The sequence below is a fragment of the Pseudomonas sp. KBS0710 genome (assembly GCF_005938045.2).
Taxonomy (GTDB): Bacteria; Pseudomonadota; Gammaproteobacteria; order Pseudomonadales; family Pseudomonadaceae; genus Aquipseudomonas.
In genome coordinates, this window is the sequence record NZ_VCCF02000001.1 from 4,511,288 (window position 1) to 4,530,417 (window position 19,130).

General features: G+C 60.4%; 16 protein-coding genes. 14 read left to right on the plus strand and 2 right to left on the minus strand.

From position 1 onward, the window contains the following. Window positions 1-418: 418 nt before the first annotated feature. Together argF and FFI16_RS20765 are read left to right on the plus strand one after the other, a co-directional pair. Window positions 419-1,339, plus strand: coding sequence for an ornithine carbamoyltransferase (argF, locus tag FFI16_RS20760; protein ID WP_069786197.1), 921 nt, complete (start codon window positions 419-421; stop codon window positions 1,337-1,339). Next, window positions 1,336-2,445: an ABC transporter ATP-binding protein gene (locus tag FFI16_RS20765; protein WP_138816599.1), complete on the plus strand. Its 1,110-nt coding sequence runs from the start codon at window positions 1,336-1,338 to the stop codon at window positions 2,443-2,445. The genes argF and FFI16_RS20765 overlap by 4 nt, the downstream gene beginning before the upstream one ends. A gap of 144 nt (window positions 2,446-2,589) precedes the next feature. Here the strand turns inward: FFI16_RS20765 and ybaK are convergent, their stop codons facing one another. Beyond that, window positions 2,590-3,060 (minus strand): Cys-tRNA(Pro) deacylase, encoded by a 471-nt coding sequence (ybaK, locus tag FFI16_RS20770; RefSeq protein ID WP_138816601.1) that lies wholly within the window; start codon window positions 3,058-3,060, stop codon window positions 2,590-2,592. A gap of 325 nt (window positions 3,061-3,385) precedes the next feature. Between ybaK and FFI16_RS20775 the strand changes: the two genes are divergently transcribed. The 4 genes from FFI16_RS20775 to glpD all read left to right on the plus strand — a co-directional run bounded on the left by FFI16_RS20775 (window position 3,386) and on the right by glpD (window position 8,503). Beyond that, window positions 3,386-4,243, plus strand: a complete 858-nt coding sequence (locus FFI16_RS20775; RefSeq protein ID WP_056857650.1) for an MIP/aquaporin family protein — start codon at window positions 3,386-3,388, stop codon at window positions 4,241-4,243. Between the two features lie 76 nt (window positions 4,244-4,319). Beyond that, window positions 4,320-5,825 carry a glycerol kinase GlpK gene (gene glpK / locus FFI16_RS20780; RefSeq protein WP_138816603.1) on the plus strand — a complete coding sequence of 502 codons (1,506 nt, stop codon included), beginning with the start codon at window positions 4,320-4,322 and terminating at the stop codon, window positions 5,823-5,825. A 95-nt stretch (window positions 5,826-5,920) separates the two neighbouring features. Next, window positions 5,921-6,676 carry a DeoR/GlpR family transcriptional regulator gene (locus tag FFI16_RS20785; protein WP_010212755.1) on the plus strand — a complete coding sequence of 252 codons (756 nt, stop codon included), beginning with the start codon at window positions 5,921-5,923 and terminating at the stop codon, window positions 6,674-6,676. 288 nt (window positions 6,677-6,964) lie between these two features. Beyond that, on the plus strand, window positions 6,965-8,503 hold the full coding sequence (gene glpD, locus FFI16_RS20790) for a glycerol-3-phosphate dehydrogenase (protein ID WP_138816605.1): 1,539 nt from the start codon (window positions 6,965-6,967) through the stop codon (window positions 8,501-8,503). A gap of 50 nt (window positions 8,504-8,553) precedes the next feature. Here the strand turns inward: glpD and FFI16_RS20795 are convergent, their stop codons facing one another. Then, window positions 8,554-9,264, minus strand: coding sequence for a tetratricopeptide repeat protein (locus tag FFI16_RS20795; RefSeq protein WP_138816607.1), 711 nt, complete (start codon window positions 9,262-9,264; stop codon window positions 8,554-8,556). A gap of 124 nt (window positions 9,265-9,388) precedes the next feature. On the opposite strand from FFI16_RS20795, the gene FFI16_RS20800 reads away from it, so the two are divergent. From FFI16_RS20800 to FFI16_RS20835, 8 genes are all read left to right on the plus strand, one after another. Continuing rightward, the gene (locus FFI16_RS20800) at window positions 9,389-11,713 is read left to right on the plus strand and encodes a TonB-dependent siderophore receptor (RefSeq protein ID WP_138816609.1); all 2,325 of its coding nucleotides are present in this window, start codon (window positions 9,389-9,391) and stop codon (window positions 11,711-11,713) included. A 398-nt stretch (window positions 11,714-12,111) separates the two neighbouring features. Continuing rightward, a complete protein-coding gene (locus FFI16_RS20805; RefSeq protein ID WP_138816611.1) occupies window positions 12,112-13,038 on the plus strand; it encodes a glutamate/aspartate ABC transporter substrate-binding protein in 927 nt (308 codons plus the stop codon). 194 nt (window positions 13,039-13,232) lie between these two features. After that, window positions 13,233-13,979: an amino acid ABC transporter permease gene (locus FFI16_RS20810; RefSeq protein WP_099548514.1), complete on the plus strand. Its 747-nt coding sequence runs from the start codon at window positions 13,233-13,235 to the stop codon at window positions 13,977-13,979. After that, on the plus strand, window positions 13,979-14,650 hold the full coding sequence (locus FFI16_RS20815; protein WP_017137030.1) for an amino acid ABC transporter permease: 672 nt from the start codon (window positions 13,979-13,981) through the stop codon (window positions 14,648-14,650). Before FFI16_RS20810 ends, FFI16_RS20815 begins: the two co-directional genes overlap by 1 nt. Beyond that, entirely contained in the window at window positions 14,647-15,381 is a 735-nt protein-coding gene (locus tag FFI16_RS20820) for an amino acid ABC transporter ATP-binding protein (protein WP_049709764.1), read from the plus strand. The genes FFI16_RS20815 and FFI16_RS20820 overlap by 4 nt, the downstream gene beginning before the upstream one ends. Window positions 15,382-15,552: 171 nt before the next feature. Next, window positions 15,553-17,454, plus strand: a complete 1,902-nt coding sequence (locus FFI16_RS20825) for a sensor histidine kinase (protein WP_138816612.1) — start codon at window positions 15,553-15,555, stop codon at window positions 17,452-17,454. Beyond that, a complete protein-coding gene (locus FFI16_RS20830) occupies window positions 17,454-18,791 on the plus strand; it encodes a sigma-54 dependent transcriptional regulator (RefSeq protein ID WP_138816615.1) in 1,338 nt (445 codons plus the stop codon). Before FFI16_RS20825 ends, FFI16_RS20830 begins: the two co-directional genes overlap by 1 nt. Continuing rightward, entirely contained in the window at window positions 18,791-19,129 is a 339-nt protein-coding gene (locus tag FFI16_RS20835; RefSeq protein ID WP_138816617.1) for a GlpM family protein, read from the plus strand. The genes FFI16_RS20830 and FFI16_RS20835 overlap by 1 nt, the downstream gene beginning before the upstream one ends. Window position 19,130: the final 1 nt, after the last annotated feature.

The following is a 19,130-nucleotide window of genomic DNA, read 5'->3' on the forward strand; positions in this document are numbered from 1 at the left end:
AGTCTCTTTATTGGGCTTTGGCCCAACTATGGCCCGCCACTGGGATGCGCACCAGCAACGTTCGCCGCGTGAATCAAAGGGCATAGGCCAGACCGTGAGCAAATGTTTCAAAACTTGCTACAGCACCACTGAAACCGACGCAGCCTGGCCCGAGCCCGCCCCCACACATTGCAAAAGGTCTCGGCGCCAGTGTACAAATGGGTCGCTGCTGTCAGGAATCAGTCTTCAAAAGCGCTGCGGCGCCCCTCTTGAACACCCTTAATAACCGTAGCCCTATTGGTAAGACGCGACATTTAATTATAAGATCGCGCCTTCCCCTATTTCGTCGCCCCGTGCGGCTTTCGCCGCAGGTCTCGCCCGTTGTCACAATAAACAAGGCTTTGAGTATCTGCGGTCTGTTGCAAAAAGGTAGTTAATGATGAGCGCAAGGCACTTTCTCTCCCTGATGGATTGCACGCCCGAAGAGCTGGTCAGCGTGATCCGTCGAGGCATTGAGCTTAAAGACCTGCGTAACCGCGGCGTACTGTTCGAGCCTTTGAAAAACCGTGTGCTCGGGATGATTTTCGAGAAGTCGTCGACCCGCACCCGCGTGTCGTTCGAAGCCGGCATGATCCAGCTGGGTGGCCAAGCCATCTTCCTGTCCTCGCGCGACACCCAACTGGGCCGTGGCGAGCCGATCGCCGACGCTGCCCGCGTGATGTCACGCATGCTCGATGCGGTGATGATCCGTACGTTTGCCCACAGCACCGTGACCGAATTTTCCGCCAACTCGCGTGTACCGGTGATCAACGGCCTGTCCGATGACCTGCACCCGTGCCAGTTGTTGGCCGACATGCAAACCTTCCTTGAGCACCGCGGTTCGATTCAGGGCAAGACCGTGGCCTGGATCGGCGACGGCAACAACATGTGCAACAGCTATATAGAAGCGGCGATCCAGTTCGACTTCCAACTGCGCGTTGCCTGCCCCGAAGGCTACGAGCCGGATGCACGCTTCCTGGCCCAGGCCGGTGATCGCGTGACCGTAGTGCGCGACCCGCGTGACGCAGTCATCGGCGCGCACCTGGTGAGCACCGACGTCTGGACCTCCATGGGCCAGGAAGAAGAAACCGCCAAGCGCCTGGCACTGTTCGCGCCGTTCCAGGTGACCCGCGCCCTGCTCGACCTGGCCGCGCCGGACGTGCTGTTCATGCACTGCCTGCCCGCGCACCGTGGCGAAGAAATCAGCCTGGACCTGCTCGACGATGAGCGCTCGGTGGCGTGGGACCAGGCCGAGAACCGTCTGCACGCGCAAAAGGCGCTGCTCGAATTCCTCGTCCCGCCGTCGTACCACCACGCATGAGCCAGCCATTACTGCTGAACCTGCGCAATCTGGCATGCGGCTATCAAGATCAACGGGTGGTGCAGAATCTCAACCTGCACCTCAACGCCGGCGACATTGGTTGCCTGCTGGGCTCCTCGGGTTGCGGCAAAACCACAACCTTGCGGGCGATTGCCGGGTTTGAACCGGTGCACGAGGGCGAAATCAGCCTGGCCGGCGAAGTGATCTCCAGCGCCGGGTTCACCCTGGCGCCGGAGAAACGTCGTATCGGCATGGTGTTCCAGGACTACGCACTGTTTCCGCATTTAAGCGTGGCCGACAACATTGCCTTCGGCATTCGCAAGCACGCGCAAAAAGACCGCGTGGTCGCCGAATTGCTGGAACTGGTCAACCTGAAAAACCTCGGCAAGCGCTTCCCCCACGAGCTTTCCGGCGGCCAGCAACAACGTGTCGCCCTCGCCCGCGCGCTGGCGCCGGAGCCGCAACTGTTGCTGCTCGACGAACCTTTCTCCAACCTCGATGGCGAACTGCGGCGCAAGCTCAGCCATGAGGTGCGCGACATTCTCAAGGCACGCGGCACCAGTGCGATTCTGGTCACCCATGATCAGGAAGAAGCTTTCGCCGTGAGTGATCAGGTGGGGGTGTTCAAAGAAGGCCGTCTTGAGCAGTGGGACACGCCCTATAACCTCTATCACGAACCGCAGACGCCTTACGTCGCCAGCTTTATCGGCCAGGGTTACTTCATTCGCGGGCAATTGAGCTCGCCGGAATCGGTCAGCACCGAACTGGGTGACTTGCGCGGCAATCGTGCCTACACCTGGCCAACCGGTGGCGCGGTGGATGTGTTACTGCGCCCGGATGACATTGTTTATGCGCCAGATAGCGCGTTGAAAGCGCGGATTGTCGGCAAGACTTTCCTCGGCGCTTCGACCTTGTACCGCTTGCAACTGCCGACCGGCGCACAGCTGGAGTCGATTTTCCCCAGCCATGCGGACCATCAGGTCGGTGCGCAGGTGGGGATTCGGGTGGCAGCGGAGCATCTGGTGTTGTTCCAAGCGTCCGGCAGTACGGCGGCGCAGATTCCTCAGGTCGAATCCGGCGTTCGCCGCTACAGCCCGGCGCACTAAGCAACTGACGAAATCGGGTAAAAAATGTGGGAGCGGGCTTGCTCGCGAATGCGGTGTGTCAGTTGACAGATTCATTACTGAACCACCGCATTCGCGAGCAAGCCCGCTCCCACATTGGATCTCATAATCTTCAAAACGTGAGTTTCAGCCCCGCCCAATCGGCGCAAATTTGGCCTGGGTATGCTCGGCCAGCACCGCTGCAGCCAGTTCCACTTCCAATCCCCTTCTGCCGGCACTCACATGAATCGTCGCAAACTGTTGCGCGGTCTCATCGATAAATGTGCGCAAACGCTTCTTCTGCCCCAACGGGCTGATGCCGCCCAACAGGTAACCGGTAGAGCGTTGCGCTGCCGCCGGGTCGGCCATCTCGGCTTTTTTAACCCCGGCCGCATGGGCCAGCGCCTTAAGGTCCAGACTTCCGACGACCGGCACCACCGCCACCAGCAATTCGCCTTTCTCACTGCTGGCCAACAAGGTCTTGAACACCTGCGCCGGGTCGAGCCCCAATTTTTCCGCGGCCTCCAGGCCATAGGACGCTGCCTTGGGATCATGCTCGTAACTGTGAACGCGATGTTCGGCGCGAACTTTTTTCAACAGGTCCAGTGCGGGGGTCATGACTACTCCTGGCGCGGCAAAAAGATCGCCAATTCTAGGCCAAGCCCGCGCAAAACGCTCTAGTGTGCCCCTCCCGCCATGCGCACTTGCAGCCCTACCCGTGATCATTCACCAGACCAATAGTTCGAAAATGACCAATGGTTCACTTTCGACCTTTGACAGCGGTCATTCTTGTCTATATTTTTTCGTTTCCGAATACTGTAGGAATAGTACTCCAGTGTTCCAGCGGGAAGCTGCAGTCAGGATGGGGATCCTGGTTACGGTGAAAATCGCGCAACGGCCCGTTGAGGTTGTGCGCCAACAAGAACAACAATCGAGGTTTGCCATGACTACTGCTCTTCAACAGCCTTCACTTTCGAGCCAATGCATGGCCGAGTTCCTGGGGACTGCGCTTCTGATCTTCTTCGGTACAGGATGTGTCGCTGCGCTCAAGGTCGCGGGTGCCAGCTTCGGGCTGTGGGAAATCAGTATCATCTGGGGGATCGGCGTGAGCATGGCGATCTACCTCACAGCCGGTATTTCCGGGGCGCACCTCAACCCGGCGGTCAGCATCGCCCTGTGCATCTTTGCCGATTTCGAAAAGCGCAAACTGCCCTTCTATATCCTCGCGCAAATCGCTGGCGCGTTCTGCTCGGCGGCATTGGTTTACACGCTGTACAGCAACCTCTTTTTCGATTACGAACAAACTCACCATATGGTGCGCGGTTCCCAGGCCAGCCTGGAGTTGGCGTCGGTGTTCTCCACCTACCCGCACGCCCTGCTGAGCACGGCCCAGGCATTCCTGGTGGAAATGGTCATCACCGCCATCCTGATGGGCGTGATCATGGCCCTGACCGACGATAACAACGGCCTGCCCCGCGGCCCGTTGGCCCCGCTGTTGATCGGCCTGCTGATTGCGGTTATCGGCAGCGCCATGGGCCCGCTGACCGGCTTTGCGATGAACCCGGCGCGGGATTTCGGCCCCAAGCTGATGACCTTTTTCGCCGGCTGGGGTGAAATGGCCTTTACTGGCGGCCGCGATATTCCTTACTTCCTGGTACCGATTTTCGCGCCGATTGTCGGCGCCTGCCTCGGCGCTGCGGCATATCGCGGGCTGATTGCCCGCCACCTGCCAAGCGCCGCACCTGCTATAGCTGAAGAAACACCTGACACGGCTGTCAACGGCAAGACTCGTATTTCCTGAAAGCGCCGGCCTGGTCCCCTGCCCTTCGCGGCCCAGGCTGATTTCTGACTTCCTTATTTCGTCCAAGGCAATTGACATGACCGACATTCAGAATAAGAACTACATCATTGCCCTTGATCAGGGCACCACCAGTTCGCGGGCGATCATTTTCGATCGTGACGCCAACGTGGTCTGCACCGCCCAGCGTGAATTCGCTCAGCATTACCCGCAAGCCGGCTGGGTCGAACATGACCCGATGGAAATCTTCGCCACCCAAAGCGCGGTGATGGTCGAGGCCCTGGCACAAGCCGGCCTGCACCATGACCAAGTCGCCGCCATCGGTATTACCAACCAGCGTGAAACCACCGTGGTCTGGGACAAGATCACCGGCCGCCCGATCTACAACGCGATCGTGTGGCAGTGCCGCCGCAGCACCGAGATCTGCCAGCAACTCAAGCGCGACGGCCACGAGCAATACATCAGCGACACTACCGGCCTGGTCACCGACCCGTACTTCTCCGGCACCAAGCTCAAGTGGATCCTCGACAACGTTGAAGGCAGCCGTGAGCGTGCGCGCAACGGCGAACTGCTGTTCGGCACCATCGACAGCTGGCTGATCTGGAAATTTACCGGCGGCAAGACCCACGTCACCGACTACACCAACGCCTCGCGCACCATGCTCTTCAACATCCACTCGTTGGAGTGGGATGCGAAGATGCTGGAGATTCTCGACGTGCCGCGCGAAATGCTGCCGGAAGTTAAATCCTCCTCGCAAATCTACGGCCGCACCAAAAGCGGCATCGCCATCGGCGGTATTGCCGGTGACCAGCAAGCGGCACTGTTCGGCCAGATGTGCGTAGAAGCCGGCCAGGCCAAGAACACTTACGGCACCGGTTGCTTCCTGCTGATGAACACAGGCGACAAAGCGGTGAAATCCAAGCACGGCATGCTCACCACCATCGCTTGCGGCCCGCGTGGCGAAGTGGCTTACGCCCTCGAAGGCGCGGTCTTCAACGGTGGTTCCACCGTGCAATGGCTGCGTGACGAGCTGAAAATCATCGCCGACGCCACCGACACCGAATACTTCGCCGGCAAGGTCAAGGACAGCAACGGCGTGTACCTGGTACCCGCCTTTACCGGCCTGGGCGCTCCGTACTGGGACCCGTATGCCCGTGGCGCGCTGTTCGGCCTGACCCGTGGCGTGCGTGTGGACCACATTATTCGTGCCGCCCTGGAATCGATTGCCTACCAGACCCGCGACGTGCTGGACGCCATGCAACAGGACTCTGGCGAACGCCTCAAAGCCCTGCGTGTGGACGGCGGCGCGGTGGCCAACAACTTCCTGATGCAGTTCCAGGCCGACATCCTCGGCACCCAGGTCGAGCGCCCGCAAATGCGCGAAACCACGGCACTCGGCGCCGCGTACCTGGCGGGTCTGGCCTGCGGTTTCTGGGGCAGCCTGGAAGAACTGCGTGGCAAGGCCGTGATCGAGCGCGAATTCGAACCACAGCTTGATGAAGCCGCCAAAGAGAAGCTCTACGCCGGCTGGCAAAAAGCAGTCAGCCGCACCCGCGACTGGGAACCGCACGAAGGCGCTGAATAAGCCAACCGCCGGACCCATATCGGGTTGTAACTGGCGGGGAGTCGATTGCTGCGGCATCATGGGCCACTTTTGTATGGCAGCCCAAAGGAAGCCCCATGAATCTGCCTCCCCGCCAACAACAAATCCTCGAACTGGTGCGCGAACGCGGCTACGTCAGTATCGAGGAGATGGCGCAGCTATTCGTTGTCACCCCGCAAACCATCCGCCGCGATATCAACCAGCTGGCGGACGCCAATCTGCTGCGCCGCTACCACGGCGGCGCGGCCTATGACTCCAGTGTCGAGAACACCGCGTACGCCATGCGTGCCGACCAGATGCGTGACGAAAAACAACGCATCGGCGAAGCCATTGCCGCGCAAATCCCTGATCACGCCTCGTTGTTTATCAATATCGGCACCACCACCGAATCCATCGCGCGTGCGCTGCTCAATCACAACCACCTGAAAATCATCACCAACAACCTCAACGTTGCGACCATGCTCAGTGCCAAGGACGACTTCGATGTGCTGTTGACCGGCGGCAATGTGCGCCGTGACGGCGGTGTGGTGGGCCAGGCGAGTGTCGACTTTATCAACCAGTTCAAGGTCGACTTTGCCTTGGTAGGCATCAGCGGCATTGATGAAGATGGCAGCTTGTTGGACTTCGATTACCAGGAAGTCAGGGTTTCCCAGGCGATCATCGCCAATGCGCGCCAAGTAATTCTGGCAGCGGACTCAAGCAAATTCGGGCGCAATGCCATGATTCGTTTGGGGCCGATCAGTCTGGTGGACTGTTTGGTGACTGATCAGCAGCCGGTACCGGCGTTGGTGCAGTTGTTGAATCAGCACAAGGTTCGGCTGGAAGTGGTTTAGCGCCTGTAGCACCGCCATCGCGGGCAAGCCCGCTCCCACAGTTGACCGCATTTTCATGTTGGAACCCGGTCAACTGTGGGAGCCGGGCTTGCCCGCGATAGCGATAGATCCGACACCCCATCTCTCGAGCCTGCCCTAGGCTCATGTTCACAATTCTTCCTTTTCCCGCCCTTCGATGAGTTTTTTCAATCGAAGTCGGGTGGCTGTGCGCGCGTTTATCAGCTACCATTTTCGCAAATGAACATTAATGTTCGAATTCCAAGACGAAAAAGATCGCGAGGCCAGCCGATGAACCCTTCCACCTTGCCTGCTCCACCGCTTGCCGAAGTCTATGACGTTGCCGTAATTGGCGGCGGGATCAATGGCGTCGGCATTGCAGCAGACGCAGCCGGGCGCGGTTTGTCGGTATTCCTTTGCGAAAAGGACGACTTGGCCAGCCACACCTCCTCGGCCAGCAGCAAGCTGATCCACGGTGGCCTGCGTTACCTCGAACATTACGAATTCCGCCTGGTGCGCGAGGCGCTGGCCGAACGTGAAGTGCTGCTGGCCAAGGCCCCGCACATCGTCAAGCAGATGCGCTTTGTCTTGCCGCACCGCCCGCACCTGCGCCCGGCGTGGATGATTCGCGCGGGCCTGTTCCTGTACGACCACTTGGGCAAGCGCGAAAAACTCGCCGGGTCCAAGAGCCTCAAGTTCGGCCCCGACAGCCCGCTGAAAAGTGAGATCACCAAAGGCTTCGAATATTCCGACTGCTGGGTTGATGACGCCCGCCTGGTGGTACTCAATGCCATGGCCGCCCGCGAAAAAGGCGCGCATATCCACACCCAGACCCGTTGCATCAGCGCACATCGCAGCAACGGCATGTGGGAAATGAACATGGAGCGCGCCGATGGCAGCCTGTTCTCGATCCGCGCCCGCGCCTTGGTGAATGCCGCCGGCCCGTGGGTCGCCAAGTTCATCAAGGAAGACCTGAAGCTGCACTCGCCTTACGGTATCCGCCTGATCCAGGGCAGCCACCTGATCGTGCCGAAACTCTACGAAGGTGCGCACGCGCACATTCTGCAGAACGAAGACCAGCGTATCGTCTTCACTATTCCGTACCTGAACCACCTGACCATCATCGGCACCACCGACCGTGAGTACACCGGTGACCCGGCGAAGGTCGCGATTACCGAAGGTGAAACCGACTACATGCTCAAAGTAGTCAACGCGCACTTCAAAAAGCAACTGAGCCGCGACGACATCGTGCACACCTACTCCGGCGTGCGCCCACTGTGTAACGACGAATCGGACAACCCCTCGGCCATTACCCGTGACTACACCCTGTCGCTGTCAGGCGGTAACGGCGAAGCGCCGATCCTTTCGGTGTTCGGTGGCAAGTTGACCACCTACCGCAAGCTGGCCGAGTCGGCGATGGCGCAACTGGCGCCGTTTTTCACGCAGATGCGCCCAAGCTGGACCGCCACGGCGAGCCTGCCGGGCGGCGAAGACATGACTACGCCAGAAGCCTTGGCCGAAGCGATTCGCGCCAAGTTTGACTGGGTACCAAGTGAGATCGCACGCCGTTGGTCCACCACGTACGGCAGCCGTACCTGGCGCTTGCTCGAAGGTGTGCAATCGTTGGCGGACTTGGGCGAACACCTGGGTGGCGGCCTGTACACCCGCGAAGTCGATTACCTGTGCGCCGAAGAATGGGTGACGCAACCCCAGGACGTGCTGTGGCGCCGGACCAAGCTGGGCTTGTTCACCACGCCGCAAGAGCAGGACAACGTGCAGCGCTATCTGTCCAAGGTTGAGCAAAATCGCGCGAAGATTGAAGCGGCCTGATCGCAGGCCGTAACGAGAAGCCCCTGTACCGCAAGGTCCAGGGGCTTTTTTTATGTCGCGAGTGCCTGGCGCTGATAACGCAGGCCCATGTCTCGAATCGCGCTGAAGGCCGAGCCCTGCAGCACCGGATAAGCCGCCTGCAGAAACCCCGGCGTCGCCGTCGCCAGCGCACGCTCAAGCCATACGCAGGCTTGGGCTTCATCGCCCTCTGCCAACAACTCCGCAGCATGGTTGTACTGCCCGCGAAAATCCCCGGCCTGCGCCGCGCGCTGATACCACGCTTTGGCCAGGCGCAGATCCTTGGGCACTACCACACCTTCATGGTGGAAACGCCCCAGCAGGTTCATCGACTTGGCGTGACCCTTATCCGCCGCCTGCGCAAACAGCGCATACGCCGCGCCCAGGTCACGCGCTACACCGCGCCCGCCGGTGAGCAATTGCGCGTAGTTGTACAACCCCCAATCCAGGCCCAGGCCGGCGGCCTGTCGGTAATGCTGCGCGGCATCCGCCAGATCGATGGCGCAGCCCCAGCCGTTCTCCAGGCAACGCCCGATCATGTTGATCGCCATGGGGTGACGCTGGCGTGCGGCGATACGAAACCAGCTCAGTGCCAGCGCCTCATCCTTCTGCACGCCACGGCCGTCGAGCAACAGCTGCGCCAACGTCGCCTGCGCGTCGGCATCGCCCAGTCGCGCGGTATGCATGACCCAACGTGCATAGGCGCGTGGGTTTTCACCGATATCCGCTGCGTCGCTTTGCATAGCTGCCCTACACCGCGATCCAGGACCGCAAAAGTTTCATGAATTATTTCGTTACAAACTATTACATTTGAGATCCTTTATCAATTACGATCGCCTCTCACTTTCACCCACACGAGAATAATCAATGGCTACCGGGATCAGTTCTGCCCCCCTTTCATCGCGGCATTTGCTCGCGTCGGCAGTGGGTTTGGCAGCGGCTGCGCAGGGAGGATTCAGTTATGCGGCGCAGACTGCAGCAGATGACGGCACGGGCGTAATCCAGCTCGGCGCGACCAGTATCGAAGGTCAGGCGCCGAGCCAGAGCACTTACAACCCCGCCGCGCCCTCATCCCCCAAGTACACCGAGTTGCTGCCCGATACGCCGCAGACCATCACGGTGGTGCCCAAGGAAGTCATTCATGACCAGAACCTGCTGACCCTGCGCGATGTGCTCAGCACCGTGCCCGGCATCACTTTTGGGGCCGGCGAAGGCGGCAGCGGTTATGGCGACAGCATCAACCTGCGCGGCTTCTCGGCCAGCGGCGACATCTACGTCGACGGCGTGCGCGACAGCGCGCAATACAGCCGCACCGACCCGTTCAACCTGGAACAGGTCGAAGTGGTCAGCGGCGCAAGCTCGGTGTATTCGGGTTCCGGTGCAGTCGGCGGCACCATCAACCTGGTGACCAAGCAGCCTGAGCTACGCGATAAAACCACGATCAGCGCCGGTATCGGCACCGATAGCTACAAGCGCCTCACCCTGGACACCAACCAGCAACTCAACGACACCACTGCCTTCCGGTTGAACCTGATGGCCCATGGTAACGACGTGCCGGGCCGCGATTATGAAGATTACTCGCGCTGGGGCATCGCGCCCTCTATTGCCTTCGGCCTGGGCACGCCGACGCGCGTCACCGTCAGTTATGAGCATCAGAAAGACGACAACACGCCGCAATACGGCATCCCTATCTACAACGGCAAACCGATGCCGGGCGTGGGCTGGAGCGACTACTACGGCTACCACAACATCAATGACCAGCAAATCACCTCGGACGCGTTCAGCTTGAAGCTCGAGCACGACTTCAACGACGCCGTCTCGGTGCGCAACTTCACCCGCGTCGAGCGCGTGCGCCAAGACCTGCGCGCCTCCGGCCCCGAAGGCGCCCAGGCTGGCTGCCTGGCCACCGGCACCCAGATCACCGGCGCCCCGTGCACGGGCGCGCTCAAACCCGGCTACTTCCAGCCAAGCGGCGGCTCGCTGGGTAACGAGCGCAACACCCAGAACAAAATGTTCACCAACCAGACTGACGTGACCAGCCACTTCAGCACCGGTTTCGTCGAGCACACATTGGTCACCGGCATCGCCATCAGCCGCGAGGAATACGAGGCGGACACCGGCAAATGGCTGACCAACGCCAACGGCAGCACCATCGTGCCGCCACCGGTCAGCTTCAGCGACCCGAACTCGGAGTGGACCGGCCCGGTCAATTTCACCCGCGCCGCGCATATCGACGGTGCGCTTAACAACCGCGCCGCCTATGCCTTCGACACGCTCAAGCTCAACCCGCAATGGGAAATCAACGGCGGCCTGCGCTACGAGCACAACGCCGGCAGTTCGGTGACCAACGCCTACTCCAGCACCGGCGTGGAAACCCCTGGCGGGCGCTTCGGCCAAGCGGATGACCTGACGTCCTATCGCCTGGCGCTGGTGTACAAGCCGGCCGAAAACGGCAGCATCTACATCGCCTACGGCAACAGCAAGACGCCGTCCCAGGCCAGCGTCAACGGCAGCTGCTACACCCCGGCCAAGAACAACACGGCGGCCATCAACAACTGCAACGTCTCCCCGGAAACCGCGGTCAGCTATGAGATTGGCACCAAGTGGGACTTCTTCGACAACGCCCTGTCGATCACTGGCGCAGTCTTTCGCAATGACCGCACCAACTACAAAGTCGCCAGCAATGACCCAACCAACCTGAGCGGCACGCAATCGCTCGACGGTAAGGCACGTGCGGACGGCGTTGCGCTGGGCCTGAGCGGCGCGATCACGGACAAGTGGAAGGTCTTCGCCAACTACACCTACCTCGACACCCGCGTATTGCGCAGCGCCAGCGACTTCACCCTGGCAAGTACCGGCTTCGACGCGCAGAAAGGTGAACCGCTACCGTTCACGCCAAAACACGCGGCCAGCCTGTGGACGGTGTACGACCTGCCGTATGACTTCCAAGTGGGCTACGGCATCACCGCGCAATCCAAGCAGTACCTGGTCAGCGCCGCCGGGGCACCGACTGCGCCTGGCTACGCGGTACAGCGTGCGATGCTCGGTTACAAGGTCAACAAACAGCTGAACCTGCAGTTGAACGTCAACAACCTGTTCGATAAGGAATACCTGACGCGCATCCGTAACAACGGTTGGGCAGTGCCGGGTGATGGGCGTGCGGCGGTGGTGTCGGCGGACTACACCTTCTAAAACCTGCACCTTCCCCTGTGGGAGCTGGCTTGTGTGGGAACTGGCTTGCCTGCGATGCAGGCAACTCGGTACATCAGGCAAACCCGGTTGATGCCATCGCAGGCAAGCCAGCTCCCACAAAGCCCTGCTGGGAATACCGTGCTGAGCATTCGGTTTTCCGAACGCCACAACCCACCCCATTCGGTTTGCCGGACCGAAGTGTTACAAATCCCTCGTAACACAAAGTTAATCTCCTTATAAATCAATCAAATAACCTTTTATTTGCGGTATGGCACGACTCATGCTCTACACTCCCTGACGATTGCCTGAGGCGCCTTAGGAGCCGTCATGGGCATTCGCAGTACAAAGAGAGCCGCTTAGCAGGCTTCATAAAAAAAACAAATGTCGAGGAAGTATTGATGCGCATCGTTCCCCATATCCTGGGCGCAGCTATCGCTGCTGCTCTGATCAGCACTCCAGTTTTCGCCGCCGAACTCACCGGCACACTGAAGAAAATCAACGACTCCGGCACCATCACCCTCGCTCACCGCGACAGCTCCATTCCGTTTTCCTACATCGCGGATGGCTCGGGCAAACCCGTGGGCTACTCCCACGACGTTCAGTTGGCTGTGGTTGAAGCCCTGAAAAAAGACCTGAACAAGCCCGATCTGAAGGCCAAGTACAACCTGGTGACTTCGCAGACTCGTATCCCGCTGATCCAGAACGGCACTGCGGACCTTGAGTGCGGCTCCACTACCAACAACGCCGAACGCGCCCAGCAAGTTGATTTCACCGTCAACATCTTCGAAATCGGCACCCGTCTGCTGGTCAAGAAGGACAAGGATGGCAAGCCAACCTACGCTGACTTTGCCGACCTGAAAGGCAAAAACGTCGTGACCACCGCCGGCACCACGTCCGAGCGCATCATCAAAGCGATGAACGCCGACAAGCAGATGGGCATGAACGTCATCTCCGCCAAAGACCACGGCGAATCCTTCCAGATGCTCGAAAGCGGCCGTGCCGTTGCGTTCATGATGGACGACGCCCTGCTGGCCGGCGAAGAAGCCAAGGCCAAGAAGCCGGACGACTGGGTCATCACCGGTACTCCACAGTCCTTCGAAGCCTACGCGTGCATGGTGCGTAAAGACGACCCGGCCTTCAAGAAAGCCGTGGATGACGCCATCGTCGCCCTGTACAAATCCGGCGAAATCAACAAGATCTACAGCAAGTGGTTCGAGAGCCCGATCCCACCAAAAGGCCTGAACCTGAACTTCCCGATGAGCGAAAAGGTTAAGGAGCTGATCGCTAACCCAAGCGACAAGCCAGCCCCTGACGTAAAAATCTGATACCTGACTAAGCTTATGTCCTGAGGGAGCCAACCCTCCCTCAGGCGTCTGTTACTACCTGCTGGCTTTAATGTGGAACACTCGACCTGGCGGTTTTCGAGCCGATCGCGTGTGCCTGGCGTTCACCGTCAGGCGGGAAAGGATCTTCCCCAAGCGGGTGCTTGTACATCGATCGATCTCGAGGGGAGACCCTAATGAATTACAACTGGGACTGGGGCGTGTTCTTCAAGTCCACCGGCGTTGGCAGCGAGACTTATCTCGACTGGTACATCGCAGGTTTGGGCTGGACCATCGCCATCGCTGTCGTGGCATGGATTATCGCCTTGTTGCTTGGCTCCATTCTGGGGGTCATGCGCACCGTGCCAAACCGAATCGTAGCGGGCATCGCGACCTGCTACGTGGAACTGTTTCGTAACGTGCCGCTGCTGGTGCAGCTGTTTATCTGGTACTTCCTGGTGCCCGATATGCTGCCGCAGAACCTGCAGGACTGGTACAAACAAGACCTCAACCCGACCACCTCGGCCTACCTGAGCGTTGTCGTGTGCCTGGGCCTGTTCACCGCCGCCCGTGTGTGCGAACAAGTGCGTACCGGCATCCAGGCGCTGCCACGTGGCCAAGAGGCTGCTGCGCGTGCCATGGGCTTCAAGCTGCCGCAGATCTACTGGAACGTGCTGCTGCCCCAGGCCTACCGCATCATCATTCCGCCGCTTACCTCGGAATTCCTCAACGTGTTCAAGAACTCCTCCGTGGCGTCCTTGATCGGTTTGATGGAACTGCTGGCGCAAACCAAACAGACCGCCGAGTTTTCGGCCAACCTGTTTGAAGCCTTCACCCTGGCCACGCTGATCTACTTCACCTTGAACATGAGCCTGATGTTGCTGATGCGCGTGATCGAGAAGAAAGTCGCGGTGCCCGGCCTGATCTCCGTGGGGGGTAAATAATGGACTTCGATTTCAGCGGTATCATCCCCGCCATCCCGGGCCTGTGGAACGGCATGGTCATGACCTTGCAGTTGATGGTCATGGGCGTGGTCGGCGGCATCGCGTTGGGTACGGTCCTGGCGCTGATGCGCCTGTCGTCGAGCAAACTGCTGTCACGCCTGGCCGGTGCCTACGTGAACTACTTCCGCTCGATCCCGCTGCTGCTGGTGATCACCTGGTTCTACCTGGCGGTGCCGTTCGTGTTGCGCTGGATCACCGGCGAAGACACCCCGATCGGCGCGTTCACCTCCTGCGTCGTGGCCTTCATGATGTTCGAAGCCGCGTATTTCTGTGAAATCGTGCGGGCCGGCGTGCAGTCGATCCCCAAGGGCCAGATGGGCGCAGCCCAGGCGATGGGTATGACCTATGGCCAGACCATGCGTCTGATCATCCTGCCCCAGGCGTTCCGCAAGATGACCCCGTTGCTGCTGCAACAGTCGATCATCCTGTTCCAGGACACCTCGCTGGTCTACACCGTGGGCCTGGTGGACTTCCTCAACTCCGCCCGCTCCAACGGCGACATCATCGGCCGCTCCAATGAGTTCCTGATCTTTGCCGGTGTCGTCTACTTCATCATCAGCTTTTCCGCCTCGCTGCTGGTCAAGCGTCTGCAAAAAAGGTTTGCCGTATGATCTCTATCAAGAACATCAACAAGTGGTATGGCGACTTCCAGGTGCTGACCGATTGCAGCACTGATGTCAAAAAAGGCGAAGTGATCGTGGTGTGCGGGCCGTCCGGCTCGGGTAAATCCACCCTGATCAAGTGCGTCAACGCGCTGGAACCGTTCCAGAAGGGCGACATCGTGGTCGACGGCACCTCCATTGCCGACCCGAAGACCAACCTGCCCAAACTGCGCTCGCGCGTGGGCATGGTGTTCCAGCACTTCGAGCTGTTCCCGCACCTGACCATCACCGAAAACCTGACCATCGCGCAGATCAAGGTATTGGGCCGCAGCAAGGAAGAAGCCACCAAAAAAGGCCTGCAGTTGCTTGAACGTGTGGGCCTGTCGGCGCACGCCCACAAGCACCCGGGCCAACTGTCCGGTGGCCAGCAACAACGTGTGGCCATCGCCCGCGCCCTGGCCATGGACCCGATCGTCATGCTGTTCGACGAACCGACCTCGGCGCTCGACCCGGAGATGGTCAACGAAGTGCTCGACGTGATGGTGCAACTGGCCCACGAAGGCATGACCATGATGTGCGTGACCCACGAAATGGGCTTCGCGCGCAAAGTGGCCGACCGCGTGATTTTCATGGACGCCGGCAAGATCATCGAAGACTGCCCGAAAGAGGAGTTCTTCGGTGACATCAGCGCCCGCTCCGAACGCGCGCAGCACTTCCTTGAGAAAATCCTGCAGCACTAAGCCCTACATAGCTACCACTGCTGAAACAAGGCCCATGTGGGAGCGGGCTTGCTCGCGAATAAGGTGGTCAGTCGATGCATTCAGCGACTGACACACCGCCTTCGCGAGCAAGCCCGCTCCCACATTGGACCGAGCAGGCCGGCAAGCTCTGGTTGACCCAAGGCATCTGTGATGAAATGCGACCCCAACCAATTTCGCGCCGCACCGCCATCACTTGCCGTGAAACCTCGTCTGATTCGCCAACTGTTCCTGCCGCCGTTGATCATCGCCCTGATGATCGGCTTGGGTTACATCGGCTTCTGGGTCAGTGAGTACTATGGCATCCGCACCCTCAGCGACAACGGCGAACGCCAGCTGGAGCTGCATGCCCGCACCGTCGAAAGCGAGCTGAGCAAATACACTTACCTGCCCAGCCTGTTGGAGCTGGAATCCAGCGTCTCCAGGCTGCTGGCCGACCCGAGCCAGGAAACCCGGCAAACGGTCAACGATTACCTTGAAGGCCTGAACCGACGCAGTCGCAGTCGGGCCATCTACGTGATGGACACCACCGGCCGCGTGCTGGCCACCAGTAACTGGCGCGATGCCGACAGCTACCAGGGTGAAGACCTGTCCTTCCGCGCCTATTTCCAAAATGCCGTACGCGGCCAGCCCGGCCGTTTCTATGGCATTGGCAGCACCAACGGCGAACCCGGCTACTACCTGGCCCACGGCCTGGAAGAGCACGGCAAGATCATCGGCGTGGCCGTGGTCAAAGTGCGCCTTGAAGCCCTCGAAGAACGCTGGCAGCGCGCGCGTCTCGAAGCCTTTGTGAGCGACGAAAACGGCATCATCATTCTCTCCAGTGACCCGGCCCGGCGTCTCAAGGCCGTGCGCCCGCTGAGCGATGACACCAAGGAACGCCTGGCCCACAGCCTGCAATACTACTGGGCGACATTAAACGAGCTGGAGCCACTGGCCCGCGAGCGTCTCAACGAAGGCACCGAGAAGCTCACCTTCCCGGCCAACAGCGAAGTGATCAACGATGAGCGCGAAGTCAGCTACCTGGCCCAGACCCGCCCGCTCAGCGACACGCCGTGGAACTTCACCCTGCTGACCCCACTTAACGACCTGCGCCGCGCTGCGATCAACCAAGGCATTCTGGTGGCGGTCGCATTTGGCCTGGTCGCGTTCCTGCTGATCGCCTGGAACGAGCGGCGCAAAGTCATCGCCACCCGCCTCGCCGCGCGCGAAGCCTTGCAGGAAGCCAACAGCCAGCTGGAACGCCGGATTGCCGAACGCACCGCCGACCTGCGCGCCAGTAACGAACGGCTCAAGGGCCAGATCCGCGAGCGCCGCCAGGCCGAAGAAACCCTGCGCCGCGCCCAGGATGAACTGGTGCAGGCCGGCAAGCTGGCGGCCATCGGCCAAATGTCCACCAGCATTGCCCATGAACTCAACCAGCCGCTGGCGGCATTGCGCACGCTGTCGGGTAACACCGTGCGCTTCCTCGAACGTGGCGCCCTCGACACCGCCAGCGCCAACCTCAAGACCATCAACGAGCTGATCGACCGCATGGGCCGCATCACCGCCAGCCTGCGCTCGTTTGCCCGGCGCGGTGACGACCAGGGCGAAGCCAACCTGGGCAAAGCCGTGGACGCCGCCTTCCAGGTGCTGGGCGCGCGTCTGGACGGCCTGCCGTTGACCGTGCACCGTGACTTCGCCCCCGCACAGCTGCAGATCGACCAGACCCGCCTGGAGCAGATCCTGGTCAACCTGATCGGCAACGCGCTCGATGCGATGCAAGCCCAACCAGCGCCCGAGCTATGGTTGGACGGCCAGAGCGCCGACGGTAGATACCGTCTGCACGTGCGCGACAATGGCCACGGCATCGACCCCGAAGCGCGCAAGCATTTATTCGAACCGTTCTTCACCACCAAACCCGGCGAACAAGGCCTGGGCCTGGGCCTGACCCTTTCCGCCAGCCTGGCGGCGGCCACCGGCGGCAACCTCGCCGTGGAACACCCGGCCAGTGGTGGTACTGCCTTTGTCTTGTGCCTGCCGTTGGTAGGCGCCCAAAAAGCTGAGTCGACATGATGAGTACCGATCCTAAAGACCTCACCGTTCTGATCGTCGAAGACGACCCCCACGTGCTGCTCGGCTGCCAGCAAGCGCTGGCGCTGGAAGACATTCACAGCGTGGGCGTGGGCAGTGCCGAGGAAGCGCTCAAGCGCATTGGCGAGAACTTTGCCGGCATTGTCATCAGCGATATTCGCCTGCCAGGCATCGACGGCCTGGAGCTGCTGACCCGCCTCAAGGCCCTGGATAAAAGCCTGCCGGTGGTGCTGATCACCGGCCATGGCGATATCTCGATGGCAGTCGGCGCCATGCGCAATGGCGCCTACGACTTCATGGAAAAACCCTTCTCTCCCGAACGCCTGGTCGATGTGGCGCGCCGCGCTCTTGAGCAACGCGGGCTGGCGCGGGAAGTCTGGTCGCTGCGCCGCCAACTGGCCGAGCGCGACTCGCTGGAAGGCCGCATCATCGGCCGTTCGCCCGCCATGCAGAACCTGCGCGAACTGATCGCCAACGTCGCCGATACCTCGGCCAACGTGTTAATCGAAGGCGAAACCGGCACTGGCAAGGAACTGGTCGCGCGTTGCTTGCACGATTTCAGCCGACGCCACGACCATCAGTTCGTTGCCCTGAACTGCGGCGGCCTGCCGGAGAACCTGTTCGAAAGCGAAATATTCGGCCACGAAGCCAACGCTTTTACCGGCGCAGGCAAGCGGCGTATCGGCAAGATCGAACACGCCCATGAGGGCACGCTGTTCCTCGACGAAGTGGAAAGCATGCCGATCAACCTGCAGATCAAACTGCTGCGTGTGTTGCAGGAACGCACCTTGGAACGCCTGGGCTCGAACCAGAGTGTGTCGGTGGATTGCCGGGTGATTGCCGCGACCAAATCCGACCTCGACGAGCTGAGCCGCGCCAGCCAATTCCGCAGCGACCTTTACTACCGCCTCAACGTCGTGACCCTGGAATTGCCGCCGCTGCGCGAGCGCCGTGAAGACATCCTGCAATTGTTCGAACACTTCCTGCAGCAGTCGTCACTGCGTTTTGACCGCAGCGTACCGGAGTTGGACAACCAGACCGTATCGACCCTGATGAGCCACGACTGGCCAGGCAACGTGCGTGAACTGCGCAACGTTGCCGAGCGTTTTGCCCTGGGCTTGCCGGCCTTCAAGAAAAGCGGCACCGGCACCAGCAATCACGGCCTGGCCTTTACCGAAGCGGTGGAAGCCTTCGAGCGCAACCTGCTCAACGACGCCCTGCAACGCAGCGGCGGCAACCTCACCCAGGCCAGCCTGGAACTGGGAATGGCCAAGACCACGCTGTTCGACAAGGTCAAGAAATACGGGTTGAGCCACTGATGGACTTATTCTTGAAAGCCGCCCTGGGCGCGGCGGTGGTGCTGATCCTGGCGGCGCTGGCCAAGACCAAAAACTACTACATCGCAGGGCTGGTGCCGCTGTTCCCGACCTTCGCGCTGATCGCGCATTACATCGTCGGCAAGGGCCGTTCGCTGGACGACTTGAAGACCACGATCCTGTTTGGGATGTGGTCGATCATTCCGTATTTTGTGTATCTGGCGACGCTGTATGTGATGGTCGACCGCATGCGCCTTGAAGCGTCACTTGCCGTGGCGGCAGTGGCATGGCTGATGGCGGCGACCGTGCTGGTGACAGTGTGGGTGCGCGTCCACGCCTGAC